The organism is Curvibacter sp. APW13 (assembly GCF_032337135.1).
Lineage (GTDB): Bacteria > Pseudomonadota > Gammaproteobacteria > Burkholderiales > Burkholderiaceae_C > Allorhodoferax.
In genome coordinates this window covers 1,701,069-1,726,347 of record NZ_JAVXZZ010000001.1, presented here as the reverse complement: position 1 = coordinate 1,726,347, position 25,279 = coordinate 1,701,069, and the positions used below count along the sequence as shown (strand labels likewise).

The window sequence follows — 25,279 nt, the reverse complement described above, 5'->3', positions numbered from 1 at the left end:
AGGGTGAATCGGGATCAATGGCTGTGCGCCGAGCTCGGCTGCAGGTCAATCACCTCCAGCAAGGCTGCGGGCATTTTCAGTCCCTTGGTCGAGGTACCGCTGGCCGGCACCTCCACCCAGGGGTTGCTGCCCTTCTCGCACAACTGCTCGACCTTGAACCACAGGGGCCCGGCCTTCTTGGGCGTACCGCGCAGCACGAACTCGTCATACAGTGCATCGGGCAGGGCATCGGCAGCAGTATTGGCGGTCCAGGTGATTTCCTGCACACCTTCGGTGAACGTGGTGCCATGGGCCACATAGGGCTCCGCCAGCACGCCGACCTTGGTGGACAGCTTCCAACCCGGTTTCACCATCGGCTGGGCACCATTGAATCCGGCCGGGATCGTGACCCGCATGGCCACGGTGGATGATCCATCGCAACCATGCCCGACGCGCAGAACAGCGCGGTAGGTGGCGCCGGAACCGGCCAGCGGGTCCTGCAGGGTTACATGGGAACAAGCGGCGGTAGCCCAGGTGGAAAAAGCGAATGCAGCTACGATTTTGGAAGCATCGGTAAAACGCATGACGAAAGATGAGAAGAAATTTGCCAGGAAATGCCCGGCACACATGGGGAGTCGATAGCGCCGCTGCAGGCATGCCCGGGGCATGACGCGGCGTGTCGAACGCAAATGGAGAGGGGGCGCCCCAAGTGGGGCGACGAAACTCAGGCCCGCGGGGGCGCCCGCGCAACCAGTGGCGAATTTCGCGGCGCAAGCTGCACGGCAGCGACACCAGCTGCCACCCGCGTTGGCGCAGCGCCAACCTTGGGCATCGGGGCAGGGTCTGCCGCAGGCGGCGCCATGAGCCCCAGGCACATCACGCACTGGAGCGTGTGGTGTACCGGTGCTGCAGGCAAGCCCTCGTCGGTCGATGCCGCCGCGGCCGCGCTGCATACCGTGTCGAGGCTGATGGGCTGCAAGGTGGGCGCGGCGACTGCCACGCCCATGGCCATGACAAACCACACCAGCACCCAGCGGGCCAGTGTGCGCGATTGGCGCAGGGTCTGTAACAGCATGGCCGCATTATCCAGCACGACGCCCCCAGGACACCAGCGCCAACAGTCGCGATACTTGATGCACATCAAAGTTGACCGCACGCAGGCGTCGCAAGATGCTCCCATCAACCCTTGACTGACTGGCAGACTTACCATGACCCAACTGGACATCACCGCCCTGCGCACCCAACTGACAGAACAGCGTAGCCGCCTGCTGCAACAACTGCAGACCCTGCGCGGCGGCAACGTCGGACGCGCCGAAGCGTCCGCCGAGCACTTTGCACGCTCCCAGGACTCGGATGCCCAAATGGCGACAGCGCGCGACCTCGAATTGGCGCTCGACGATCACGAGACCCAGGAGGTCGCGGCCATTGATGCCGCACTGGCCCGGATCGCTGCGGGCACCTACGGCGAGTGCGTCGATTGTGGCGCCGCCATCACACCCCAACGGCTGCACGCAGCCCCCGAAGCGGCGCGCTGCATCCATTGCCAGGAAGCGGCAGAGAAAGCCTGAAGCCGACGCAGCCTTGGCGCCCCTGCTATGCTGGGGGAATGATGGAATACACCTTTGCATCCGCCACGGTTTTGCTGATCCTGATCACGGACCCGATCGGCAATATCCCCGTTTTTGCCAACGCGCTCAAGCATGTGGCGCCGGAGCGGCGCCCGCGTGTGATCCTGCGTGAAATACTGATCGCCTTCGTGCTGCTGCTGACCTTCATGTTTGTCGGCCAGCGTTTTCTGGAGCTGATGAACCTGAGCGAACTGTCACTGCAGATCGGCGGCGGCGTCATCCTGTTCCTGATCGCCCTGCGCATGGTATTCCCACCGCCGGACGCGCCGGAGCCGGAAACTTTCGGTGAGCCGCTGATCGTTCCGCTGGCTATCCCCATGATCGCCGGCCCCTCGGCCCTGGCCACTGTGCTGTTGCTGGTATCCCAGCAACCGGAAAAGCGGCTTGAGTGGATTGCCGCACTGTGTGTCACCATGGCAGTGAGCGCAGTGGTGCTTGTGGGTGCTGAGCGCGTGCAACGTCTGGTGGGCTCACGCGTGGTTCACGCCCTGGAGCGACTGATGGGTCTGGTGCTGGTGTCGGTGTCGATCGAGATGATGCTCAGTGGCATCAAGGTCTTCGTCCAGCGCATCAGTCAGGGCTAGCTGCCACTTCACAGCGTACCGTCCCGCACAGGCTGGCGCCATCGCGGCCACGAAGTTCACTGGATACGTCGTCACCCGCTTGCAGGAAGGTCGTTGTGGCCTGACCGTCCTGCGCCAGCTCCAGCGCCCGCTTGTCAGCCAGCGCGTGAAAACCCTTGGGGCGCTGTGCGCCCGGTGCCCCTTCGCCCAGGTTGCGCACCGGCCCCAAGGTGACCAAGCTCCCCGTCGAGAGCGGTCGCCAGGCCACCAGTTGGGAAATCACCTTTCCGAGCGGCCACACCATGTCGACCGCGGTATCGCTCATGCCCAGCTTCCGTCCGTTCCAGTGGGTTACCAAGGACGCCTGCAAGCGCCCCCGCTCCCACTGCGGTCCCAGCTCATCGGGCGTCATGGCCACCGGTGCACAGGCTGTCCCCAGTCTCGCTTCCTGTTCGCCTCCGTCACCGGAGCGCAACACCATGCTCTGGCACAGCACCACCAGACGCACGGCGTCCAGAGCGCGCTCAGGGGAGGCGGCGACAGGTACATCCGAGGTAATCACACCCCACTGTGCCTCGAAGTCCAGCCCCAAGGCAGCATGGGCTGGCGCCACCACCGCATGCGGGCCCCATAAGCCATCCCCGGCCTGCACTGTAGATGCCAGGCGCTGCGGAGCACCAGCAGCAGCCACGTCGGCGTAGGCGCAAGCCTGGACGTGGTGGTAGCTGCGCGGCAAGGGGGCCATGCAGCGCTCGGGGTCGAAGGCAAATGCCTGGCGGCAACGGCCTGCGTTGAGGCTGTCGTACAGGTCCTGCAATTGCGGGGCCAGGAAGTTCCAGTCTTCCAGCACCGCCTGCAGGCGCGTGGCGACGTGGGTGGCATAGTGGGCCTGGGTCAGGTCGCGCGAGACCACCACCAGTTGCCCATCGCGTGATCCATCGGAATAGCTCGCAAGTTTCATAGGCGAATTGTCACCCTGATTTACACTGAGCTCCAAGCCCTGTGACCCCGAAAGTGAATGCCCCCATGTCTGCCGCTGCCACAATTCGCCACCGTCGTCCCGTACGCTGGCGTCAGGCCGGGTCGGTGCTGGCGATCGTGATACTTGGGCATTGGGCGGTGTTGTCTGCCGCCACACTGCAATCCGGCATGCCGGCAGCGATGACCAATACCGGCATGGTGTTCGAGACGCGATGGGTACCCGTCGAGCCACGTGCGCCAGCCGGTGACCGCATCGCCAAGCAGAATCGACCACAACCAGCGAGTGCATCGCACAAGCCTTCCACCCCGAGCGCGACGGTGCCGGACTCCGCCATCGCGCCGCGCACGGCCCCGATGGAGGAAACGCAACTGTTGGCGGCCGCCCGTACCGAAGAGACTGCCGAATCACCCAAAGCCGGCATTGCCGCGCAACCGGCGACGTCGGCATCTCCCAGGACGCCGACCCTTCCCCCAAGCGTGCGCCTGCTGTACGACATCAAGGGCGAAACCAAGCATATTCCGGTGTCGGCACAGGGAGAGTTGCTGTGGCGCCAGGACGGCAAGACCTACGATGCCCGGATGGAGATCCGGATTTTCCTGCTCGGCTCACGCGTGCAGACCAGCAAGGGGCTGATTGGCGCGCAAGGGCTGGAACCGGTCCGCTTTGGCGACAAGGTGCGCAGTGAGGTGGCAGCCCATTTCGAGCGCGGAAAAGGCAAGGTGACCTACAGCGCCAACACGCCCGACGAACCGCTGCAAGCTGGGGCACAGGACCAGCTGAGCATCTTCTTCCAGCTCGCCGGGCTGCTGGCCGCCGGTCAGGAGCGTTACCCACCAGGATCGACCCTGAGTTTTCAGGCGGTCGGCCCGCGCTCCTCAGAGACCTGGACCTTCAAGGTCTTGCCTGCCGAGACCATTGCCCTGCCGGGTGGGCAGGTACGCGCGCTGCGGCTGACCAAGGACCCGCTCGGCGACTACGACTCCCGCGCTGAAGTATGGCTGGCCCCTGAACTGGACTACCTGCCCGTGCGCATCCGGCTGACCCAGTCCAACGGCGACATGGTGGATCAGCTGTGGCGGGCCACCGAGCGCCCCCCTGCCACCCCTTGAAGCCCGCAGGCTTACCCCCATGTCTACCCCAGTACGGAACACCATTCGGGGGAGTGCCATGAACACCTTGTACGACTCGGACACCTTCTGCCTGATCCATGTGCTGGGCACCTGGGACAAGGGCCTGGCTCCATCGGTGCCCGACGAACATCGTTTGCAACGCCACGGTTTCGAGCTGCTGGACAAGCGCAGCGGCAAGGAAGTGTTCCTGGACGGCCCCTGGGCCGAGCTGTTCCAGGAACACCTGCAGGCCTGGCAGCGGCAGTCGCCGACCCAGGACGAAGTCGAGGACACCTTGGCCCAGTATGCGGGCCTGGCCCAGATTCCGACCTCGGTGCACTGACAACGTCCCCTGTCCGCCTGCAAACGGCGCAGTGGCACATGAGGGACAATGGCGGGCATGGATGCTAGCTACATACTGACCCTTTCCTGCCCGGACCGCCTCGGCCTGGTTCACGCCGTGTCCGGCTTCCTGCTGGAACACGATGGCAACATCGAAGAAGCCGCCCAGTACAACGACCACGACACCGGCCTGTTTTTCATGCGGGTGCAGTTCAGCTGCGCACGCTGGAGCCACGCCGAGCTGCGCGAGCAGCTGCAGGCCTTTGCCGCTCCCTATCAGATGCAATGCAGCCTGCATGCAGTGGCCCAGCCGCTGCGCACAGTGCTGATGGTCAGCCGCCAGGGCCATTGCCTCAATGACCTGCTGTTCCGCTGGAAGAGCGGGCTGCTGCGCGTGGATATCCGCGCCATCATCTCCAACCACCGCGACTTCTACCAGTTGGCGGCCAGTTACAACATTCCGTTCCACCACATCCCGGTCAGTGCCGCCACCAAGGCGCAGGCCGAAGCCCGGCAGTTGGAAATCATCCAGGGCGAAAGTGCCGAACTGGTGGTGCTGGCACGCTACATGCAGGTGCTATCCAATGACATGTGCCAGGCGTTGTCCGGCAAAGCCATCAATATCCATCACTCCTTCCTGCCGAGCTTCAAGGGCGCCAAGCCCTACTACCAGGCGCACGACCGGGGCGTCAAACTGATCGGCGCCACCGCCCACTACGTGACCTCCGACCTCGACGAAGGCCCGATCATCGAGCAGGATGTGGCTCGCGTGGACCACAGCAAGACGGTAGACGACCTCACCGCGCTGGGGCAGGACACGGAAAGCCAGGTACTGGCGCGGGCGGTGAAGTGGCACAGCGAGCACCGGGTGCTGCTCAACGGCCACAAGACGGTGATCTTCAAGTGAAAAAAGGGCTGCCCGGGCAGCCCTTTTGCATGGACGCGATGTCCGCTCAGGGACGGGCCAGTTCGAAACGCCCCACCAGTTGATCCAGTGACTGGGCCTGCTCGTCCAGTGAATGGGCCGAGGCCGCTGCGTGCTGCACCAGGCTGGCATTCTGCTGGGTGACTTCGTCCAGCTGGGAAATCGCCTGGTTGATCTTGGCAATGCCCTGCGCCTGCTCGGCCGATGCCCCGGACAGCTCTTCCATCACGGTACTGACCTGGCGCACGGTCTGCGCCAGCTCGGAGATGGCGCGTCCTGCTTCGTCCACCAAGCGCTTGCCTTCTCTGACGCGGTCTGCGGACTGCTCGATGGCTGCACTGATCTCCCGCGCCGCAGTCGAACTGCGCTGCGCCAGATCACGCACTTCGGCCGCCACGACTGCAAATCCGCGCCCCTGTTCACCGGCATGCGCTGCCTCCACGGCGGCATTGAGTGCCAGGATGTTGGTCTGGAACGCAATGCTCTGGATGACGCTGATGTTCGCGTGGATCGCCTGGGTGCTTTCGTTGATCTGCTCCATGGTGTGCACCACCCCTGAGACCACATCGCCACCGTGCTGGGCCGCCCTGTCTGCGGCGCCCGAGAGGCTGGCAGCCTTGGCTGCGCTGTCGGCATACAGGGTGGTGATGCCGGCCATGTACTGGATACTCTTGTTGGTGTCTTCCAAGGACTGGGCCTGTTGCTCGGTGCGCCGGGAAAGATCGAGGTTGCCCATGGAAATTTCGCGCGATGCGTTGGCCACCTGACTGGAGCTGTTCGCGATGTCCCGCATGGTCTGTGCCAGCTGCTGCTGCATCTCGTGCAAGGAATGCAACAGGCTTTCGGTATCCTTGGGGTCGAGGTCGATGCGCAAGCTCAACTCACCGTGCGCAATGCGGCTGGCAATTTCCTTGGCGTATCCTGGCTCACCGCCAAGCTGGCGGATCAGGCGCCGGGTGACCCACCCTCCCACGACGACGGACACACCGATCAGCACAACGGTGAGCCCGCCGACCCAGACCAAGGCCCCGGTGTAGATATCCTGTGCCTGGGCGATGGTGGCCTGTGCCGATTCGGAACGCTGGGCCACCAGCGCATCCACCAGTTTCTCCAGCTTCTTGGTGTCATTGAGCAGCCCGGCATCCTCCAACGGCACCTCCCAGCTCATTTCCAGAAGCTCCAGTGGTTGGGCCTTGACCATGTCCACAAACGCACGCACGCGCTTGGTCCACTTGTCCAGTGGCGTGGCCAGGGCCTTGGCGGTCTCCTGGGCCTGCTCGGCCTGGGACAGGGACTCGATGGTCTTCATCGAAGCGTGGATGGCATCGACGCTCTGGTCCACGTCTTTCCCCAAGGCTACCCGCTCATCGGCCGTGCTGGCGGTAAGCAACTGCTTCTGGGCGCGGCTGATGCGCAGCAGGTTGCTGCGCAGCTGCTCTGCTGCCTGACCAGCCGCGTACTCTTTCTCGTAGATGGCCTGGGTGGAGGCGTTCAGGCGCCCCATCTGCACAAGGGAAAACCCCCCCATGATCAGCACGCCCACCAGCAGGCAGGCAAAGGCCAGCGCCAAACTGCCCTTCACCGACAGTGCTTCGCGCTGTTGCATCCCCGAAGTCTTGGGGGCTTGCGCTTCTTCTGGAGTCCAGGCTGCTTGTGGCTGCCCGCCTGCGACCGCCAGTGCCGCAGATGAATGTTCGATTTCCATGGTCTGTCCAACGCACCAATTCAAGATGCGGCAGGATAGACCAGATCAGCCCACGTGGCTACCCATGGATTCCCCGAGTTTCACCGGTTTTTCCGCCTTCCATTGCGGATTGAAATCGATGCCTTGCGCAGGGAAGAGCAGCACCACGGTCGAGCCCAGCATGAACCGGCCCATTTCCGCACCCTGCTGGAGCTTCACCACACCGGCGTCGTAGTGCCACTCGCAAGTCTGCGGGCTGCGAGGGGGATTGACCGTGCCATGCCAGACGGTCGCCATGCTGCCAACAATGGTGGCACCCACCAGGGTCAGCACCATGGGGCCGCGTGCGGTGTCGAACACACAGACCACACGCTCGTTGCGTGCGAAGAGTCCGGGCACGCCACGCGCAGTGGCCGGATTGACAGAGAACAGGTCGCCGGGAACGTAGATCATGCGACGCAGCGAGCCATCGCAGGGCATGTGGATGCGGTGGTAGTCGCGCGGGCTCAGGTAGATGGTCGCGAACGCACCGTTCTCGAACTGCGCGGCGAGTGCGGCATCACCGCCCACCAGGGCCGTGGTGCTGTAGCTGTGGCCCTTGGCCTGGAAGATCTGGTCTTTCTCGATCGCCCCTAGCTGGCTGATCGCACCGTCCACGGGGCACACGTAAGGAGCGTCAGCCAGCGGACGCACGCCAGACTTCAACTCTCGGGTGAAGAACTCGTTGAATGTGGCGTAACTGGCCAGGTCCGGATTGGCCGCTTCGGCCATGTTGATGCCATAGCGCTTGGCAAACCAGCGGATGAACGCGGTGGTAGCCCCGCCCAAAGGCTTGGACGCCAGTTTGCCCGCCATCGCGGTCAGGGCTTTCTTGGGCAGGAGGTATTGCGGCAGGACCGCGAGAGTGTCAGACATGGCGCAGGGGTCCTTCGAAAGAGTCCGCTGCCACCGGTACCGGTGCGCGGGGCGGCGAATTATAGTTGTGGGCATGAGTTCTGCCCGCATTCCCCCGATCCAGTGCCTGCTGACCTTCGAGGCACTGGCGCGCCTGCGCAGCGTCACCCTGGCCTCGGAAGAACTCTGCGTCACCCCGAGTGCCGTGAGCCACCGGGTGCGCCAGCTGGAGCAGATCATCGGCACCAAGCTCTTCGGCCGGGCCGATTTTTCCCTGACCACCGAAGGCAGCGAATACCTCGCCCACGTTCGCGATGGGCTGACGAGTCTGCAGAAGTTCCCGACCTCTGCAGCCGCCCCGGGCAAGCGCAAACTGCGCCTGGCTGTCACCCCCACGTTCTCGCGCTCGATCCTGATCCCGCGCCTGCGCCAGTTCACCGAGGCTTACCCTGAGATCGACCTGACCTTACAGGTGTCCATCCCCCTGCTCGATGTGGTGGCCGAGGATGCCGACCTGATGGTGCGCTTCGGTCCGGGCCGCTACGCCGACATGGAGCATGTGTGCCTGGTGAAGGACGAGGTCATCCCGCTGGCCTCCCCCGCGTTCGTGCGCGAGCACGGCCCGTTCGATGTGGCTGCCGACCTGGAGGGCTTGCCGCTGCTGCGCAGTCCGCTGGAGCCTTGGCGCACCTGGCTGGCTGCCCAAGGCTTGGACTGGCCGGAGCCCGTGGAAGGCTCCCAGTTCAACGACATTGGGCTGATGTGCGACGCCGCTGCCGCCGGCATGGGCGTCGGCCTGGTGCGCCTCAAGCTCGGTGCGCCTTGGCTGGAAAGCGGCGCCCTGGTCCGACTCGGCACCAGCACGCCCTTCGCCAAGGCCGTACCGAGTCCCCACGCCCACTACCTGTGCTGGCGAACTGGCGCCATGGACCGTTGGGAGGTGTCCGCGTTCGCGGAGTGGCTGAAGAAGGCTGTGGCCTGAAAAGCAGAAAGCCCGCCAAGGCGGGCTTTCTGCAGGGGATGCGACCGGGAGATTACTGGGCAGCCTTCTTCTTGGCCTTGTGGGCCTTCTTCTTGGCCTTGTGGGCGGCCTTCTTCTCAGCCTTGGCAGGTGCAGGTGCTGCTGCGGGTGCCGCGGCAGGCGCTGCGGGAGCAGCCGGTGCTGCAGGCGCAGCGGTCTGGGCCATGGCGCCCACAGAAATCAAACCAGCAACCAGAGTGGCCAAAAGCTTTGTCATGTCGTTTCCTTTCAGTTCGAATCCACCGCACCAAGGTGCGGCCTTGCCAAAACCCCATTTTTCTTAGGGCTAACGCCACTGTAGCACTGGCATCCAAGGTTTTTCACGCAGTCGTGCAACAAGTTTCATGCGGACGTTCCGCGAGATGCCGTAGAGTCAATCCATTCTTCCTGTCGCCGCCTTTCACCACGACAGGGCAAATCACGAAACCGGACCCACTCCATGGACAAGACGCTATCGAAAAAGGTGCTACTTGCAAAGATCCTGTGCGGACTGGAAGGGAAAATAGCCTCCCATTCGCTGCTCTACAGCCAGGAAGACGTCACCCCCTACGAGTGCGACGGACTGACCGCCTACCGCCAGCGCCCGCTGCTGGTGGCACTGCCGGAGACCGAGGACCAGGTACAAGCGGTACTGAAAACCTGCCACGCGCTGGGCGTTCCGGTGGTGGCGCGCGGGGCCGGCACAGGGCTTTCCGGGGGAGCCATGCCCCACGCCATGGGCGTAACGCTATCGCTGGCCCGTTTCAATCGCATCATTGCCATGGATGCCCGCAGCCGCACCGCCGTGGTGCAGTGTGGCGTGCGCAACCTCGCCATCAGCGAGGCGGCGGCTCCGCTGGGTCTGTACTACGCCCCCGACCCCTCCAGCCAGATCGCCTGCACCATCGGCGGCAATGTGGCGGAAAACTCGGGCGGCGTGCACTGCCTCAAATATGGCCTCACGCTGCACAACGTCACCAAGGTACGCGGCTTCACGGCCGAAGGTGACCCGGTGACCTTCGGCGGCGATGCGCTCGACGCTCCCGGGCTGGACCTGCTCAGCGTGGTGGTGGGCAGCGAAGGCATGCTGGCAGTGATTACCGAGGTGACCGTGAAGCTGGTGCCCAAGCCCAAGCTTGCGCGCTGCATCATGGCCAGCTTTGACGACATGCGCAAGGCGGGCGACGCGGTGGCCGGGATCATTGCGGCCGGCATCATTCCGGCGGGACTGGAGATGATGGACAAGCCCATGACCGCGGCGGTCGAGGACTTCGTGCATGCCGGTTACGACCTGAATGCCGAGGCCATCCTGCTGTGCGAAAGCGACGGCACCCCCGAAGAGGTGGAGGAAGAGATAGGCCGCATGAGCGAGGTGCTGCGCAGCTTTGGCGCCACCGCCATTGCCGTCAGCCGTGACGAAGCCGAGCGCCTCAGGTTCTGGAGCGGGCGCAAGAATGCCTTCCCGGCCAGCGGGCGCATCAGCCCCGACTACATGTGTATGGACTCGACCATTCCGCGCAAGCGCCTGGCCGACATCCTGCTGGCGATCCAGGAGATGGAAAGGAAATACCAACTGCGCTGCGCCAACGTGTTCCACGCCGGGGACGGCAACCTGCACCCGCTGATCCTGTTCGATGCCAACGACCCCGACCAGCTGCACCGCTGCGAACTCTTCGGCGCCGACATCCTGGAAACCAGCGTGGCCATGGGCGGCACCGTGACCGGCGAGCACGGCGTGGGGATCGAGAAGCTCAACAGCATGTGCGTACAGTTCAGTGCGGAAGAAAACGCCCAGATGCTGGCCCTGAAAGCCGCCTTCGATCCGAAAGAGCTGCTCAACCCCGGCAAGGTGATCCCGACCAAGCACCGCTGTGCGGAGTACGGCAAGATGCTGGTGCGTGGCGGTGTCATCAAGCACCCGGAGCTGGAGCGCTTCTGAGTCATAGGCGCTGCGCTGGCGCGAATCCTGCTTGGTCCCGGGCACCGACCACTTCCATCGCTTCGCATGCCCTGGCACGCCCGCCTCGACCTTCACTACCAACTGCGTAACGGCAAGACCGTTGCAACACACACGCACAGCGGGCCGTTGCGCGTGCTGCAAAGCCTCTACCCGGAAGGCGATGCCCTGTGCCACAACGTGCTGGTGCATCCGCCTGGCGGGCTGGTGGGGGGGGACACGCTGGAACTCGAGGTGCACCTGGAGCCCGGCACACAGGCCCTGGTCACGACGCCGGGTGCCAGCCGGTTCTACCGCAGCGATGGGCCGCTGGCCGCGCAACATACGAGCCTGCACCTGGCCGCAGACGCACGGCTGCAATGGCTGCCCCTGGAGACCATTGCCTACAGCGGTTGCCAGGCCGAAAACCGGACGACGCTGTCCATGGCGCCGGGTGCAGAGGCCATGGGCTGGGACGTGACTGCACTGGGGCTGCCGCTGGCTGGACAGCCCTTCGACAGCGGACGCTTGCTGCAGCATTTGACCTTGGAGGGCGTTTGGCTGGAACGCGGGGTGGTGGATGCGTCCGACACGCGCCTGATGGACGGCCCGGCCGGACTGGCCGGGCGCCGCTGCCTGGCCACCTGCTGGTTCGTCAGCGGCCAGCCCTTGGGTCGCGCGCGCCGGGAGCAGGCGCTCGAGGCTGCACGCAGCGTGATCGCGCAGCACCCCTTGGCGGCCTGGGCCGGCGCCACCAGCCCACACCCGCAGGTGGTCGTGGTCCGGGCGTTGGCACCGGTGGTCGAACCCGCCATGGAACTGTTGCGCGCCATTCGCCTGCAGTGGCTGCAAACCTTGTGGCAACAGGCTCCAACCCAGCCCCGCATCTGGGCGATGTAAGGCCAGATTTTGGTGTGGTCAGATGGCCACCAGTTCGCGCACCCCGTCGGCCTCCATGTTGGCCCCCTTGCCCCGGGCCAGCACACTGCCGCGCTCCATCACCACGTACTGGTCGGCCAGTTCACGGGCGAAGTCGTAGTACTGCTCTACCAGGACGATAGCCATCGTGCCGCGGTCGGCCAGCATGCGGATGACGCGGCCGATGTCCTTGATGATGCTGGGCTGTATGCCTTCGGTCGGTTCATCCAGGATCAGTACCTTGGGGCCCGCCGCCAAGGCGCGCGCGATGGCCAGTTGTTGTTGCTGCCCGCCCGAGAGGTCGCCGCCGCGCCGTTTCAGCATCTGCTGGAGCACCGGGAACAATTCGAACAGCTCGGCCGGTATCGGCGTACCCGCACGCTTGTAGGCCAGGCCCATGCGAAGGTTCTCCTCCACCGTGAGGCGCGCAAAGATCTCGCGCCCCTGCGGCACAAAGCCCAGGCCCAGGCGTGCGCGCTCGTAGGGCGTGAGCTTCTGGATCGGCGTGCCCTCGAACTCGATCGTGCCGGACTGGATGGGAACCAGCCCCATCATGGACTTGAGCAGCGTGGTCTTGCCCACGCCGTTTCGGCCCAGAATCACCGAAACCTTGCCAATCTCGGCCTCCAGACTCACATCGCGCAGGATGTGGGAGCCGCCGTAATACTGGTTGATGTTGTTGATTTTCAGCATGTCGCATCCACCTCACCGGCCCAAATAGACTTCAATGACACGCTCATCGGCTTGCACCTGGTCCAGCGTTCCCTGGGCCAGTACCGCGCCATCGCACAGCACGGTGACGATCTCGCTGATGCTGCGGATGAAGCCCATGTCGTGCTCCACCACCATGAGCGAGTGCTTGCCTTTGAGCGACAGGAACAGCTCCGCCGTGCGTTCGGTTTCCTCGTCGGTCATGCCGGCCACCGGCTCGTCCAGCAGCAGCAGCTTGGGGTCCTGCATCAGCAGCATGCCGATCTCCAGCCACTGCTTCTGGCCATGGCTCAGGGTGCCGGCCTGGCGGGTGGCACTGTCGGCAAGGTGGATGGTATGCAGCACTTCCAGCAGGCGGTCGCCCTGCTGCGAGTCAAGCCGGAAGAGCATCGACGCCTTCACGCCCTTGTCGGTCTTGAGTGCGAGCTCCAGGTTCTCGAATACGCTGAGCTGCTCGAACACCGTGGGCTTCTGGAACTTGCGCCCGATCCCGAGCTGCGCAATCTCGGCTTCCTTGTAGCGCAGCAGATCGATGGTGGAGCCGAAGAACACCGTGCCGGAGTCCGGCCGCGTCTTGCCGGTGATGATGTCCATCATCGTGGTCTTGCCAGCACCGTTGGGGCCGATGATGCAGCGCAGCTCCCCCGGTGCGATGTCCAGCGACAGGCCGTTGATGGCCTTGAAGCCGTCGAAGCTGACATGCACGTCGTCCAGGTAGAGGATGCGTCCATGCGTGACGTCCACCTCGCCCGCCTTGGCCAGGCGCGAGAAGCCTGCCGAGCGCCCCCCTGATTCGGTCTGCCCCGTTCGGGCCGATAGCGCCGCCATGCGCGCCTCGACCCGGCGAGCGCCTTGTTCCAACAGATCGGGCGTCATTTTCCGCTCCCCTTGAGTTTCTTCGCCAGGCCGATCACACCATCGGGCAGGAACAGCGTCACGCCGATGAACAGCGCCCCCAAGAAGTAGAGCCAGAACTCCGGATAGGTGACCGTGAGCCAGCTCTTGGCCCCGTTGACCAGGAAGGCACCGACGATGGGGCCGATCAGCGTCGCCCGCCCGCCCACCGCCGCCCAGACCGCGATCTCGATACTGTTGGCCGGGCTCATTTCGCTGGGATTGATGATGCCCACCTGGGGCACGTACAGGGCACCGGCCACGCCGCACATCATGGCCGAGATGACCCAGATGGTGAGCTTGAATCCCAGGGGCGAGTAGCCACTGAACATGACGCGGCTTTCGGCATCGCGCACAGCCTGCAGCACGCGCCCGAACTTGGAGTTCACGAGCCAGCGCGCCAGCAGGAAGAAGCCCAGCAACGCGATTGCGGTCAGCACAAACAGCACCATGCGCATGCCCGGCGTTGCGATGGGAATGTCCAGGATGCGCTTGAAGTCGGTGAATCCGTTGTTGCCGCCGAAGCCGGTTTCATTGCGGAAGAACAGCAGCATGGCGGCGAAGGTCATGGCCTGGGTGATGATGGAAAAGTACACCCCCTTGATGCGCGAGCGGAAGGCAAAGAAGCCGAACACCAGTGCCACCAAGCCCGGGACGGCGACCACCAGGATCAGCGTGGCGACAAAGCTGTCCGACAAGGTCCAGTGCCACGGCAGCGTCTTCCAGTCCAGGAAAACCATGAAGTCGGGCAACGCACTCTTGTAGTTGCCGTCCAGGCCGATCTGGCGCATCAGGTACATGCCCATGGCATACCCCCCCAAGGCGAAGAACAGCCCATGCCCCAGGCTCAGGATGCCCGTGTAGCCCCAGATGAGGTCCATCGCCAGCGCGCAGATGGCGAAGCACATGATCTTGCCCACCAGGGCCACGGCAAAGTCACTGAGGTGGAACACGCTGTCTGCGGGAATCAGCAGGTTGAACACCGGTACCAGCGCGCACAGCACGACCACGGCTGCCAGCCAGGTAGCCCAGCCGCGGCGACTCAGCAGCGGTGCTGGTGGAGGAAGGTTGATTTTGCTCATGCTTCTGCGCTCCGACCCTTCATGGCAAAGATGCCTTGTGGGCGCTTCTGGATAAAGATGATGATGAACACCAGCACGGCGATCTTGGCCAGCACCGCACCAGTCCAGCCTTCGAGGAACTTGTTGAGCACGCCCAGACCCAGTGCCGCATACACGGTGCCCGCCAGTTGGCCGACGCCCCCCAGCACGACTACCATGAACGAGTCCACGATGTAGCCCTGGCCCAGGTCCGGGCCGACGTTGCCGATCTGGCTCAGCGCACAGCCTGCGAGACCCGCAATGCCCGAACCCAGTGCAAAGGCATAGGTGTCGATGCGGGCGGTGTTGACGCCCATGCAGCTGGCGATCGGCCGGTTCTGCGTGACACCGCGCACGAACAGGCCCAGGCGTGTCTTTTCGATCAGGAACCACACGGTGGCCAGCACCGCCAGCGCAAACGCCACGATCACGAGGCGGTTGTAAGGCAAGGAGAGGTTGCCCATCAGTTGCACACCCCCACTCATCCAACTCGGGTTTTCCACCCCCACGTTCTGTGCACCGAACAGGGTGCGCACCAACTGCATCAGCATCAGGCTGATGCCCCAGGTGGCCAGCAAGGTTTCCAGCGGCCGCCCGTACAGGAAGCGGATGACGCTGCGTTCCAGGGCCGCACCGACCAATGCCGCGGTGGCAAAGGCCACGGGCACCGAGACCAGCAGGTACCAGTCAAAGGCCCCGGGCAGGTATTTCTGGAACAGCACCTGCACCACGTAGGTGGCATAGGCGCCGATCATCATGAGTTCACCATGGGCCATGTTGATGACCCCCATGAGGCCATAGGTAATGGCCAGGCCCAAGGCCACCAGCAGCAGGATCGAGCCCAGGCTGACCCCCGAGAACACGGCCCCGAGGCGGTCACCCCAAGCGAGCCGCCCTTCCACCGCGCGCAGGCTTTTCTGCAGCGCAGACCGGACCTCGGCATCGCTTTCGGCCTGCAGGCGCCCAATCAGCAAGGTCTTGGTGGCGGCCTGCGAGCTTCCGGCCAAGAGTTGCGCCGCCTCGATGCGGCGCCCACGTTCGCTGCTGTCGAGCAAGGCAGCCGCACGCATGAGCCCCAGGCTCTCCTTCAGTTCGGCATCGGTCTCTGCAGCGAAGGCCTTGTCCAGCAGCGGCAGGCGCGCAGCATCCGCCTCGCCCTGCAGCGTCTTGATGGCCTCACGGCGCACCGCGACCTCGGGCGACAGCAGTTTCGCTGCTGCCAGCGCGGCATCCAGTTCGCCGCGCATGCGGTTGTTGTTCATCACGTCTTCAGCCGTGGCGGGCACGGACACGGCCTGCCCGGTCACGGGGTCGGTGCCCTGCGCACCCTGCACGACCACGGGCTTGCCGGCTACCAGCTTGACGCTGTCGTCGGCCAGCGCCTGGATGAACGCCAGGGTCCGTTCGTCGGCGTGGCTCACCGCCTGGCGCAGCGCCGCAATGCGGGCATCCCCCTCGCCGGACGCCATGGCTTTGGCCTCTTCAGCGCTGAGGGAATATGCGTTGCCAGCTACGAATAGCGTAGCAAGCAGCAGTGTTTGCAATAAGTGTTTCGGCATGCGCCAGGTACTCCGGTAATCAAAAAAGGCCGCCACCCTCTGGAGGCGGCGGCCTGTCTCCCTGCCAGCGCCTTATTTCTTCACAGGCTCGTCAGGCTTCTTCTCGTTGCCTTCGATGTACGGCGACCAGGGCTTGGCCTTGACCGGGCCGGGGGTCTTCCACACCACGTTGAATTGGCCATCGGCCTTGACTTCGCCGATGAACACCGACTTGTGCAGGTGGTGGTTCTTCTCGTCCATCTTGGAGACGATGCCGCTCGGTGCCGTGAAGGTCTGGCCGGCCATGGCAGCGATCACCTTGTCCACGTCGGTGGACTTGGCCTTCTCGACCGCCTGCTTCCACATGTTGATGCCGATGTAGGTGGCTTCCATCGGGTCGTTGGTCAGCGGCTTGTCCTTGTGGCCGGCAATGCCCTTGGCCTTGGCGTAGTCGCTCCACTTCTTGATGAAGGCATCGTTGGTGGGGTTCTTGATGCTCATGAAGTAGTTCCAGGCAGCGAGGTGGCCCACCAGCGGCTTGGTGTCCACGCCGCGCAGCTCTTCCTCACCCACCGAGAAGGCCACCACGGGAACGTCCTTGGCCTTCAGGCCGGCGTTGCCCAGTTCCTTGTAGAAAGGCACATTGGAGTCGCCGTTGATGGTGGAGACCACGGCCGTCTTGCCACCGGCAGAGAACTTCTTGATGTCGGCCACGATGGTCTGGTAGTCGCTGTGGCCGAAGGGGGTGTACTTCTCGTCGATGTCCGACTCCTTCACACCCTTGCTCTTGAGGTAGGCGCGCAGGATCTTGTTGGTGGTGCGGGGGTACACGTAGTCGGTGCCCAGCAGCACCCAGCGCTTGGCGCCGCCGCCTTCCTTGCTCATCAGGTAGTCCACCGCAGGAATGGCCTGCTGGTTCGGGGCCGCGCCAGTGTAGAACACGTTCTTGCTCAGCTCTTCACCCTCGTACTGCACCGGGTAGAACAGCAGGCCGTTGAGCTCTTCCACCACGGGCAGCACGGACTTGCGCGACACCGAGGTCCAGCAACCGAAGATGACCGAAACCTTGTCTTGCGTGAGCAGCTGCTTGGTCTTCTCGGCGAACAGGGGCCAGTTGGACGCGGGGTCCACCACCACGGGCTCGAGCTTCTTGCCGAGCACGCCACCCTTGGCGTTGATCTCGTCGATGGCCATGAGCACGGTGTCCTTCAACACGGTCTCGGAAATGGCCATGGTGCCGGACAGGCTGTGCAGCACGCCCACCTTGATGGTGTCGGCCGCGAGTGCGGGAACGGAAGCCAGGGTGGACAGGGCCACGGCGGCGGTAAGTGCCTTGAGGGTGAATCGACGTTGCATGCGTGCTCTCCAGGGGTTGATGAAGTCTTTCGACCCACCCGGTGCGGAACCCGTTTCCGCACCGTGGTGGTCGATGGCTTCACTGTAGAAAGCATCGGGTTTTCCCGGAATACGCCGGATGGCGTACAGCCGTACCGACCGCGTCAGGCCGCCTTGTCCATGGCACCTTGCAGGACCGTGTCGATGTTCGTGGTGATCGAAATCAACTCCGTGGCGACCACCGCAAACTCCCTGCCCACATCCCCGGCACGGGCCGCCACGATGCGCGCATTCATGGCGACCACCTGGGCCTGCTTGGATATGGTCCGGATCTCGCCCATGGCCGAATGCAGTTTGTTCTCCATGGCCTGCGCGTGTTCGCGCGCCTCCTGCTCGTACAGCGCGGTCATGGCATTGAGCGTGGCCAGCAACGGCGTGGTGCTGTCGACCAACTGCTCCAGCAGCCCGGGAACCTGTCGCTGCCAGCCGGACTCGATGGCGTGCAGGGTGCGGTCGGCCAGCGCCATGAAGTCAAGCATGCGCTGGTGTCCCCGCGCTGGCCCCAGGTACGCCTCGCGCAAGCCAGGACTGAACAGTCCGGGCATGTCTGCGCTTTGCTCGAACAGGGCGCTGTGTGCGGCACGGAACAGACCCAGCGCCTCTCGCGCCGTTGCCAAGGCGTCGGGCACGTTCTGGGCCGCCAGCACCGTGTACAGCACCACGCGCTGCGAGGTAAACCTCCGACGCCCCGACAAGTTGATCATCTTGGCGAAGGTATCGCCACTGATGGCGCCGCGCGCAGCGGACGGAACGGATTGAATGCTCGCCAATGTGCTCATGTGCACCTCCCTGGTTCTGGATTGCAGGCACCCCCAGCCCGCGCCAGCAAGGCGTCGAGCGTGAGGGGTCGGTCAAACAGGTAGCCTTGCATGTGCACGCATCCGGCCTGCGCCAGCAGATCCCGTTGCGGCACGGTTTCGATGCCCTCGGCAATGACCTCCAGTCCCATCAGCTGCCCCAGGTCGATGATGGTCTTGACGATGGCGTAGTCGTTGCGTTGGGTGGCCAGGTCACGCACAAAGGAGCGATCGATCTTGAGCGACGAGATCGGCAGCGTGCGCAGCAGTGCCAGTGAGGAATGGCCCATGCCGAAGTCATCCAGGCTGATGCCGACACCCTGGCGGCGCAGTGCCCGCATCACCGGAATAACCTGGTCCGGGCGCTGCATCAGCATGCCTTCGGTCAACTCCAGACACAGTGCATCCGGGGGCAGCTGCCAGGCCGCCATGTGGTCCTGCAGTGTCTGCAGCAACTGGTCGCTGGTGAACTCGCTGGCCGCCATGTTGATGTGCATGCGCAGCCCTGAGCAACCCACTGCGCGCAATTGCGCCAGGTCGCGACAGGCCCGGCTCAACACCCAGCGCCCGATCTTCACGATCAGGTGGCTTTGTTCTGCAATGGGAATGAAGGTTTCCGGCGATACCAGACTGCCATCGCCGCGCCGCCAGCGGATCAGGGCCTCCAGTGCCTGCATGTGCCCCGTGGTGGCATCCACAATCGGCTGGTACACCAGGTGCAGTCCTTCGCCAGCCAGCGCGTGGTGCAGGTCGGATTCCAGCGCCAGACGCTGCGCCAGTGCTGTCTGCTGCTGCGCCACGGCCCCCGCGCCGGCACCGGCAGAGATGTGGAACGCATTGCGTCCGCTGTTCTTGACGCGGTACATGGCGGCGTCGGCACTTTGCAGCAGGGCGGCAACGCTGTCCCCATCCTCAGGAAAGGACGCCAGCCCCACGCTGGCCGAGACCGTCAGTTCATGGCCCTCGAACTGGAACGGTGCACTGGCTGCCAGCAACACCTGTTCCAGCAAGGCGGCCACCGCCCCCAAGGCGTCGGCTGGCACCAGCAGCGCGAACTCGTCGCCCCCCAGGCGAGCCGCCACAGCGCCTTCCACCAGACAGCCCTGCAGGCGCTGGGCAAACTCGCGCAGGACAGCGTTGCCGGCTTCATGGCCATAGGCATCGTTGATCGGCTTGAAACGGTCCAGGTCGATGTAGACCAGGCCGAAACCTTCGCCGGCGCGTGCGCCCGCCTCGCAGGCACGGGCCAGGCAGGCATGGAAATGGCTGCGGTTGAACAAGCCGGTCATGTCATCGACCTGGGCCAGACGCAGCACCTGGGCCTGGTGCTCCAGGCGCTGCGACATCTGTGCCAGCATGGCCCCTATGGTCTGCGACATGCGCGGCAACTGCGCATCGGGCTGGCGGCCCAACACGCTGTAGAACTCCAGCACACCGGGCATGTGGCGCTGGCCATCGGCATCCACATAGGTGACGGGAAAGGCATAGCCCGAGCGCAGTCCGCACGCCCGCCGCCCGTAGCGCTGCGCGCCGGTAGGGCTGTTGCCAACGTCCTCGACCCAGGCCGGTTCGCCGCTGGACCACACCGTACCGACCAGCCCCTGACCGGCGCGCAAGGGCACAGCGCATGACCCGGCGGTGAATTCGGCGGTGTCGTGGACACTGGCCTGCCAGACCGATTCGCAGCGCAGCAAGGGCCCGTCCGCAGCGTCTGCGCCCTGTTGGTTCTGCACCGCCCAGTAGGCACCCCAATCCCACCCCAGATGCTGGCAAATCAGGGCAATGACGTGCGCGCGCGTTTCCTCGGGTGTCTGCGCGCCGATCAGGTACTGGGTCATGGCAAATCCCATGCCTTCGCGCATGGCGGCCATCTTGAGTGCACTCACATCGCGCACGATGCCACTGCGAACGCCTTGGGCTGGCTGCAGTTCCGGCACTTCCTGCAGGCGCACCCAGCGCACGCCCTCGGCGGCCGACACGACCCTGAACTCCCGCTCGCACGGTGCGGAACCACCGGCTGCGATGCCGTCCGCCAAATCGGCCAGGTCGTCCTGCACGACGGCCATCAGGCCTTCGTCGAGTGACGCATGCACGCCGGCTTCCACGTGCAGGATACGCGCTGCGGAATGCGACACGGCAAAAGCGCCGGACGCCTGGTCGTACCACCAGCGCCCATAGGCGGCAGCAGTCTCGACAACCCCTTGCGCGCGGTACAGGCGCACCAGATCGTTCAGTCGGGCACCATTTCTTGCTCCCAGCCCCGCACGCACACCCATTTTCTCGAACATATGCATACCCGGACTCCTTGCCTTCGCAAGGCATGTGCAGGCAACTTGCGTGCCACGCAAAATGCCCGTCCACTGCACCAATATAGGTAAAAACCCTATATTCCTGGCGCCCACCCCAGGCGCTGGACAGGGCCGTGCACTGCCTTGGGGTTCAGGCTTCCCACTGCGGGTGCAATTGGCGGATGCGTCCCACGGCCATGCCGGCGGCGGCCGTGCGCGTCTCCACACCCAGTTTCTCGTAGATGTGCTCGAGGTGCTTCTTCACCGTCATGGGGCTGGAGCCCAGGATGTCGCCGATGTCCTTGTTGGTCTTGCCCTTGACGACCCAGTACAGCACTTCGGCCTCCTTGCGCGTCAGGCCCAGGGACAGGCTCATGGCTTCGATGACCGCGGCATCGGAGGTCTCGCGCATCACGATCAGCCAGTCGCCGCCCTCCTCGCTGTCGCCGATCTGCTGGTGCAGGCGCATGGTCAGGCGCTTTGCGCCTTTTTCCAGGATGAACCGCGTGGGCTCCATGCCCATCTTGAGCAGCTTGATCGAGGTGGCGATCCACGACAGGATCTCGGGCGCCGTCACCGGCGCTGCGGCGCCGCAGTATTCCTCCAGCAGCGCGCGCGCCAGGGGGGTTTCCCACATCAGTCGTCCGTCCATCACGCGCACGGCGATGGAGGCATAGCCAAAGGCATCGAGCGCATTGCGCGTCTGGCGCTTTTCACGGGCCGAGCGCAGGTGCACCGCCATGCGTGCCATCACCTCCTTGGGCTTGATCGGCTTGGTCACGTAGTCGGCCCCGCCCGCCTCCAGTGCGGCCACCAGGTGCTCGGTTTCTGTCAGGCCGGTCATGAACACGATCGGAATCGCTGCAGTCTGGGGGTCTGCCTTGAGGCGGCGCGCCACTTCGAAGCCGTCCATGCCCGGCATCACGGCGTCGAGCAGCACGATGTCCGGGCGGGCCTGCAAGGCGCGCTGCAGTGCCGCTGCACCGCTGGTCGCCACCAGCACCGTGAAACCCGATTCATCGAGTGCATCGTGCAGCACGGCCAAGTTGTCGGGTACGTCGTCAACGATCAGCACCACTTCGCTGCTGTCGCGGTCGGGCATGGTGGTGGGTTCGGTCATGGTGTCCTCCCTGTCATCGCAAGGTCCAGTTCTCGTTGCATGTCTTCGAATCGGAAGGCCCGCGCCAGCGCCTGTTGCCGGTCAACGAATGCCTGGGCGAGCGGGTACAGGTGCTGCCATTGCTGCAGCCGTGCTTCGACTCCGCGCAGGTAGCCCAGGGCGGCCAGGTCGGCCAGGGTCTGCAGTTCCGCCGCGGGTATCGGCACCGTGGCGGGTGCGGGGGGCGGTTCGCACGCCTTCGCAGCGGGCAAGGGCTGGGCTGTCTGCAGGGTCCACTGCAGTGCAAGTCGACGTTGCAGCCAATCCAGCAGATCGCTGTGGCGCACCGGCTTCACCAGGAAGTCCTCCGGTGTGACACCCATTCCGTTGTCCAGTGCGCGGTCGAAGGCATTGGCCGAGACAATGGCCACGGGGGGCAAGGTAGGGCACAGGGCCCGCATGCGGCGCAAGGTCTCCCAGCCGTCGATGCCGGGCATCGCCAGGTCCAGCAGAACGGCGTCGGGACTGGCACCCGTGGCCAGCATGTGCAGAGCCTCGTGCCCGTTGGCGGCGGTGTGCACCACCAGCCCCAAGGGCTCCAGCACATCGGTCAGCAACTGGCGGTCAGCCGCTTCGTTGTCCACCACCAGCACGGCGCGCCGGTCACCCGCGTAGCCCGTCGGGCGACTTGTCAGGCGCGTGGCCTGCGGGACCGCTCCACGCAATTCGGGCAGGAACAGGCGGGCCTGGAACACCGTACCCTGACCCAGCGTGCTGCGCACCTGCAACTCGCCACCCATCAGGTCCGTCAGCATCTTGCAGATGGTCAGCCCCATCCCGGCGCCCATCTGTCCGGCCTGCTGCCCGGCCACGGTGCGGTGGAAAGGCTCGAAGATGTGTGGCAGCTCCTCCGGTGCAATGCCCACGCCGGTGTCGTGCACCTCGACGTGCGCCATCTCGCGGGCATGGCGCACCACCAGCCGGACTTCACCCTGCCGGGTGTACTTGATGGCGTTGCCCAGCAGGTTGATCAGGATCTGGCGCACGCGCTTCTCGTCACCCTTGACCCATTGCGGAAGCTCACCCTGCGCATCGAAGATGAAACGCAGGCCCTTTTCGGATGCCTGCAGCGCGAACAGGTCCGCCAGCTCCTGCATCAGCGGCGCAAACTCCAGGGGCTGCGCCTGCAAGGTGAGCTTGCCGCCTTCGATGCGGGCCAGATCCAGCGTGCCTTCGATGAGCGACAGCAGGTGCTCGCCGCCGCGGCGTATCACCTGGATTGCCTGCTGCCGGTGGGTCGGAATGCTGGCGTCTTCGCCCAGCAGCTGGGCATAGCCCAGGATGCTGTTGAGCGGGGTACGCAGCTCATGGCTCACCGCGCTGATGTAGCGGCTCTTGGCCTGGTTGGCGCGTTCGGCCGCTTCGCGCGCTTCCTCGGCTTCGCGTTTGGCGGCCTGCAATGCGGCATCGGTCTTTTCGTGCGAGGCGATTTCCTGCACCAGCAGGTGCGTCTGCCGGTTCGACTCCTCTTGCGCCACACGCCGGCTCTTCTGCGCCAGCACCAGCCACCAGCTCGCCAGCCCGGCCACGAACACCAGCGCCGCAAAGGCCTTCAAGAAGGTCGATTGCAGTGCCTGCGTGATGTCGTCCTTCCAGGGCGAGTAGGGGTCGACATGCGACAGTTCCTGCTGGTAGAACAAGCCAAACACCCCGGCGAGCAAGGGCACCGTCAGCACCATCAGCAGCAGGAACGGCCCCACCCCTTGTCCCAGCAGAGGCCACCAGCGCCGCGGCGTCAGCGAGCGCAAGGCCGCATCCCACTGCACCCAGAGGTTGCCATGGGGTTTGCACATGTCACCGCAGCGCGCATCCAGCGTGCAGCACAGGGAACAGATCGGCCCTTGGTAGGCCGGGCAGTGCGCCATGTCCGGGCCCTCGTATTCCCGTTCACACACCACACACCGCAGCTCCGTGCCAAGCCCGCGCGCCGGGCGGGCGATGTAGAAGCGCCCTTTTGTCCACCAGGCGATCAGCGGCGACGCCAGCATGGCCGTGACCAGCGCCACGACGGCGGAGAAAGCCTGCGCCAAGGCCCCAAAGGCACCCAGGTAGGCCGCAATGGACAGCGTGGACGCCAGCACCATGGCGCCTACGCCCACGGGATTGATGTCATACAGGTAGGCACGCTTGAACTCGATGCCTGGTGGCGACAGACCCAGCGGCTTGTTGATGACCAGATCGGCGACCACCGCCATCATCCAGGCAATGGCGATGTTCGAGTACAGGCCCAGCACCTGCCCCAGAGCCGCAAACACGTTGGCTTCCATGAGCAGGAAGGCAATGAAGCAGTTGAACACCACCCAGACCACCCGCCCGGGGTGGCTGTGCGTGAGGCGCGAGAAGAAGTTGCTCCAGGCCAGCGAGCCGGCGTAGGCATTGGTCACGTTGATCTTGAGCTGCGACACCACCACCAGCAGGGCCGTGGCGGCAATGGCCCAGGGCAGGCTCGCAAACACGTATTCGTAGGCCACCAGGTAGAGCTGGTTCGGATCCACTGCGCGGTCCACCGGCACGCTGTGCGAAATGGCCAGGTAGGCCAGGCAGGCACCACCCAGCATCTTCAGCACCCCAGGCACCACCCAGCCCGGCCCACCCACCAGCACTGCCGCCCACCACCGGCGCTTGCCGCCAGGCCGCTGCGGCGGCATGAAACGCAGGTAGTCCACCTGCTCTCCCATCTGTGTGATCAGCGCGATTCCCACGGTCAGGCCGGCACCAAACAGGTGCAGATCGAACCCCGCCGTGGCGGACTTCTCCCCAGCGTAGTGCACGATCCCTGCAAAGGCTTGTGGGTCCCGTGCCAGCACAAAGCCGAAGGGAACCACCAGCAGCACCAGCCAGATCGGCTGCGTCCAAACCTGCAGTGCACTGATCGCACTGACCCCGTGGGTCACCAGCGGAATGACCACCACGGCACAAATCAGGTAGCCCCAGGTCGGGGGAATGTCCCAGGCCAGCTCCAGCGCATAGGCCATCACCGCGGCCTCCAGCGCAAAGAAGATGAAGGTGAAGGAGGCGTAGATGAGCGAGGTGATGGTGGAGCCGATGTAGCCAAAGCCCGCCCCCCGCGTGAGCAGGTCCATGTCGACGCCATAACGGGCCGCATAGGCACTGACGGGTATGCCCGCCAGCGCAATCACCAAACCGGTGCAGACAATGGCCCAGAGCGCGTTCCAGAAACCGTACTGCACCAATAGCGTGGCACCCACCGCTTCCAGGATCAGGAAGGAAGCCGCGCCAAAGGCCGTGTTTGCCACCCACCAGGGGCTCCAGCGGCGGGCACGCTCCGGGGTGTAGCGCAGCGCGTAGTCCTCCAGGGTTTCGCTGGCCACCCAGGTGTTGTAGTCGCGACGCACCTTGACCACCCGTTGCGGGGGGGCGTCCAGGCGCGGCGGAAGGGGAGTGGCAGGGTGGGTCACCCCCCTTGCAGTGCAGGT

23 protein-coding genes are annotated in these 25,279 nt (G+C 64.7%); 8 read left to right on the top strand and 15 right to left on the bottom strand.

Annotated features, from left to right (window positions below):
* Nucleotides 1-14: 14 nt before the first annotated feature.
* Together RQP54_RS08060 and RQP54_RS08055 are read right to left on the bottom strand one after the other, a co-directional pair.
* Nucleotides 15-563, bottom strand: coding sequence for a YcnI family protein (locus tag RQP54_RS08060; RefSeq protein ID WP_315677676.1), 549 nt, complete (start codon nt 561-563; stop codon nt 15-17).
* Nucleotides 564-703: 140 nt separating this feature from the next.
* Entirely contained in the window at nt 704-1,054 is a 351-nt protein-coding gene (locus tag RQP54_RS08055) for a DUF2946 domain-containing protein (protein WP_315677675.1), read from the bottom strand.
* Nucleotides 1,055-1,187: 133 nt separating this feature from the next.
* Between RQP54_RS08055 and RQP54_RS08050 the strand changes: the two genes are divergently transcribed.
* Nucleotides 1,188-1,547, top strand: coding sequence for a TraR/DksA family transcriptional regulator (locus tag RQP54_RS08050; protein ID WP_315677674.1), 360 nt, complete (start codon nt 1,188-1,190; stop codon nt 1,545-1,547).
* A gap of 41 nt (nt 1,548-1,588) precedes the next feature.
* Nucleotides 1,589-2,191, top strand: a complete 603-nt coding sequence (locus tag RQP54_RS08045; protein WP_315677673.1) for a MarC family protein — start codon at nt 1,589-1,591, stop codon at nt 2,189-2,191.
* Here RQP54_RS08045 and RQP54_RS08040 read toward each other — a convergent pair.
* A complete protein-coding gene (locus RQP54_RS08040) occupies nt 2,178-3,131 on the bottom strand; it encodes a fumarylacetoacetate hydrolase family protein (protein WP_315677672.1) in 954 nt (317 codons plus the stop codon). The genes RQP54_RS08045 and RQP54_RS08040 overlap by 14 nt on opposite strands.
* 65 nt (nt 3,132-3,196) lie before the next feature.
* On the opposite strand from RQP54_RS08040, the gene RQP54_RS08035 reads away from it, so the two are divergent.
* From RQP54_RS08035 to purU, 3 genes are read left to right on the top strand one after another with little or no spacing between them, the layout of a single operon-like run.
* A complete protein-coding gene (locus RQP54_RS08035) occupies nt 3,197-4,261 on the top strand; it encodes a DUF3108 domain-containing protein (RefSeq protein ID WP_315677671.1) in 1,065 nt (354 codons plus the stop codon).
* 58 nt (nt 4,262-4,319) lie between these two features.
* Nucleotides 4,320-4,604 (top strand): DUF3567 domain-containing protein, encoded by a 285-nt coding sequence (locus tag RQP54_RS08030; protein WP_315677670.1) that lies wholly within the window; start codon nt 4,320-4,322, stop codon nt 4,602-4,604.
* 57 nt (nt 4,605-4,661) lie between these two features.
* Entirely contained in the window at nt 4,662-5,510 is an 849-nt protein-coding gene (purU, locus tag RQP54_RS08025) for a formyltetrahydrofolate deformylase (protein ID WP_315677669.1), read from the top strand.
* Nucleotides 5,511-5,556: 46 nt separating this feature from the next.
* Here the strand turns inward: purU and RQP54_RS08020 are convergent, their stop codons facing one another.
* Nucleotides 5,557-7,233 carry a methyl-accepting chemotaxis protein gene (locus RQP54_RS08020; RefSeq protein ID WP_315677668.1) on the bottom strand — a complete coding sequence of 559 codons (1,677 nt, stop codon included), beginning with the start codon at nt 7,231-7,233 and terminating at the stop codon, nt 5,557-5,559.
* 45 nt (nt 7,234-7,278) lie between these two features.
* Nucleotides 7,279-8,127: an archaetidylserine decarboxylase gene (gene asd / locus RQP54_RS08015; protein ID WP_315677667.1), complete on the bottom strand. Its 849-nt coding sequence runs from the start codon at nt 8,125-8,127 to the stop codon at nt 7,279-7,281.
* A gap of 73 nt (nt 8,128-8,200) precedes the next feature.
* Between asd and RQP54_RS08010 the strand changes: the two genes are divergently transcribed.
* On the top strand, nt 8,201-9,088 hold the full coding sequence (locus tag RQP54_RS08010; protein WP_315677666.1) for a LysR substrate-binding domain-containing protein: 888 nt from the start codon (nt 8,201-8,203) through the stop codon (nt 9,086-9,088).
* A 52-nt stretch (nt 9,089-9,140) separates the two neighbouring features.
* Here the strand turns inward: RQP54_RS08010 and RQP54_RS08005 are convergent, their stop codons facing one another.
* Nucleotides 9,141-9,344, bottom strand: a complete 204-nt coding sequence (locus RQP54_RS08005) for a hypothetical protein (RefSeq protein ID WP_315677665.1) — start codon at nt 9,342-9,344, stop codon at nt 9,141-9,143.
* A gap of 222 nt (nt 9,345-9,566) precedes the next feature.
* Between RQP54_RS08005 and RQP54_RS08000 the strand changes: the two genes are divergently transcribed.
* Together RQP54_RS08000 and RQP54_RS07995 are read left to right on the top strand one after the other, a co-directional pair.
* A complete protein-coding gene (locus RQP54_RS08000; protein ID WP_315677664.1) occupies nt 9,567-11,045 on the top strand; it encodes an FAD-linked oxidase C-terminal domain-containing protein in 1,479 nt (492 codons plus the stop codon).
* Between the two features lie 66 nt (nt 11,046-11,111).
* A complete protein-coding gene (locus RQP54_RS07995; RefSeq protein ID WP_315677663.1) occupies nt 11,112-11,942 on the top strand; it encodes an urease accessory protein UreD in 831 nt (276 codons plus the stop codon).
* An 18-nt stretch (nt 11,943-11,960) separates the two neighbouring features.
* Here the strand turns inward: RQP54_RS07995 and urtE are convergent, their stop codons facing one another.
* The 9 genes from urtE to RQP54_RS07950 all read right to left on the bottom strand — a co-directional run bounded on the left by urtE (nt 11,961) and on the right by RQP54_RS07950 (nt 25,261).
* Nucleotides 11,961-12,653 carry an urea ABC transporter ATP-binding subunit UrtE gene (gene urtE, locus RQP54_RS07990; RefSeq protein WP_315677662.1) on the bottom strand — a complete coding sequence of 231 codons (693 nt, stop codon included), beginning with the start codon at nt 12,651-12,653 and terminating at the stop codon, nt 11,961-11,963.
* Between the two features lie 12 nt (nt 12,654-12,665).
* The gene (gene urtD / locus RQP54_RS07985) at nt 12,666-13,547 is read right to left on the bottom strand and encodes an urea ABC transporter ATP-binding protein UrtD (RefSeq protein WP_315677661.1); all 882 of its coding nucleotides are present in this window, start codon (nt 13,545-13,547) and stop codon (nt 12,666-12,668) included.
* Nucleotides 13,544-14,647, bottom strand: a complete 1,104-nt coding sequence (urtC, locus tag RQP54_RS07980) for an urea ABC transporter permease subunit UrtC (protein WP_315677660.1) — start codon at nt 14,645-14,647, stop codon at nt 13,544-13,546. The genes urtD and urtC overlap by 4 nt, the downstream gene beginning before the upstream one ends.
* Nucleotides 14,644-16,224 carry an urea ABC transporter permease subunit UrtB gene (gene urtB, locus RQP54_RS07975; RefSeq protein ID WP_315677658.1) on the bottom strand — a complete coding sequence of 527 codons (1,581 nt, stop codon included), beginning with the start codon at nt 16,222-16,224 and terminating at the stop codon, nt 14,644-14,646. The genes urtC and urtB overlap by 4 nt, the downstream gene beginning before the upstream one ends.
* Before the next feature lie 72 nt (nt 16,225-16,296).
* Nucleotides 16,297-17,559, bottom strand: coding sequence for an urea ABC transporter substrate-binding protein (gene urtA, locus RQP54_RS07970; protein WP_315677657.1), 1,263 nt, complete (start codon nt 17,557-17,559; stop codon nt 16,297-16,299).
* Nucleotides 17,560-17,702: 143 nt separating this feature from the next.
* Nucleotides 17,703-18,377: a methyl-accepting chemotaxis protein gene (locus tag RQP54_RS07965; protein WP_315677656.1), complete on the bottom strand. Its 675-nt coding sequence runs from the start codon at nt 18,375-18,377 to the stop codon at nt 17,703-17,705.
* Nucleotides 18,374-20,683 (bottom strand): bifunctional diguanylate cyclase/phosphodiesterase, encoded by a 2,310-nt coding sequence (locus tag RQP54_RS07960; protein ID WP_315677655.1) that lies wholly within the window; start codon nt 20,681-20,683, stop codon nt 18,374-18,376. Before RQP54_RS07960 ends, RQP54_RS07965 begins: the two co-directional genes overlap by 4 nt.
* A 151-nt stretch (nt 20,684-20,834) precedes the next feature.
* Complete coding sequence (locus RQP54_RS07955) at nt 20,835-21,803, bottom strand: response regulator transcription factor (RefSeq protein ID WP_315677654.1); 969 nt, start codon at nt 21,801-21,803, stop codon at nt 20,835-20,837.
* Entirely contained in the window at nt 21,800-25,261 is a 3,462-nt protein-coding gene (locus RQP54_RS07950) for an ATP-binding protein (RefSeq protein ID WP_315677652.1), read from the bottom strand. The genes RQP54_RS07955 and RQP54_RS07950 overlap by 4 nt, the downstream gene beginning before the upstream one ends.
* Nucleotides 25,262-25,279 lie beyond the last annotated feature (18 nt).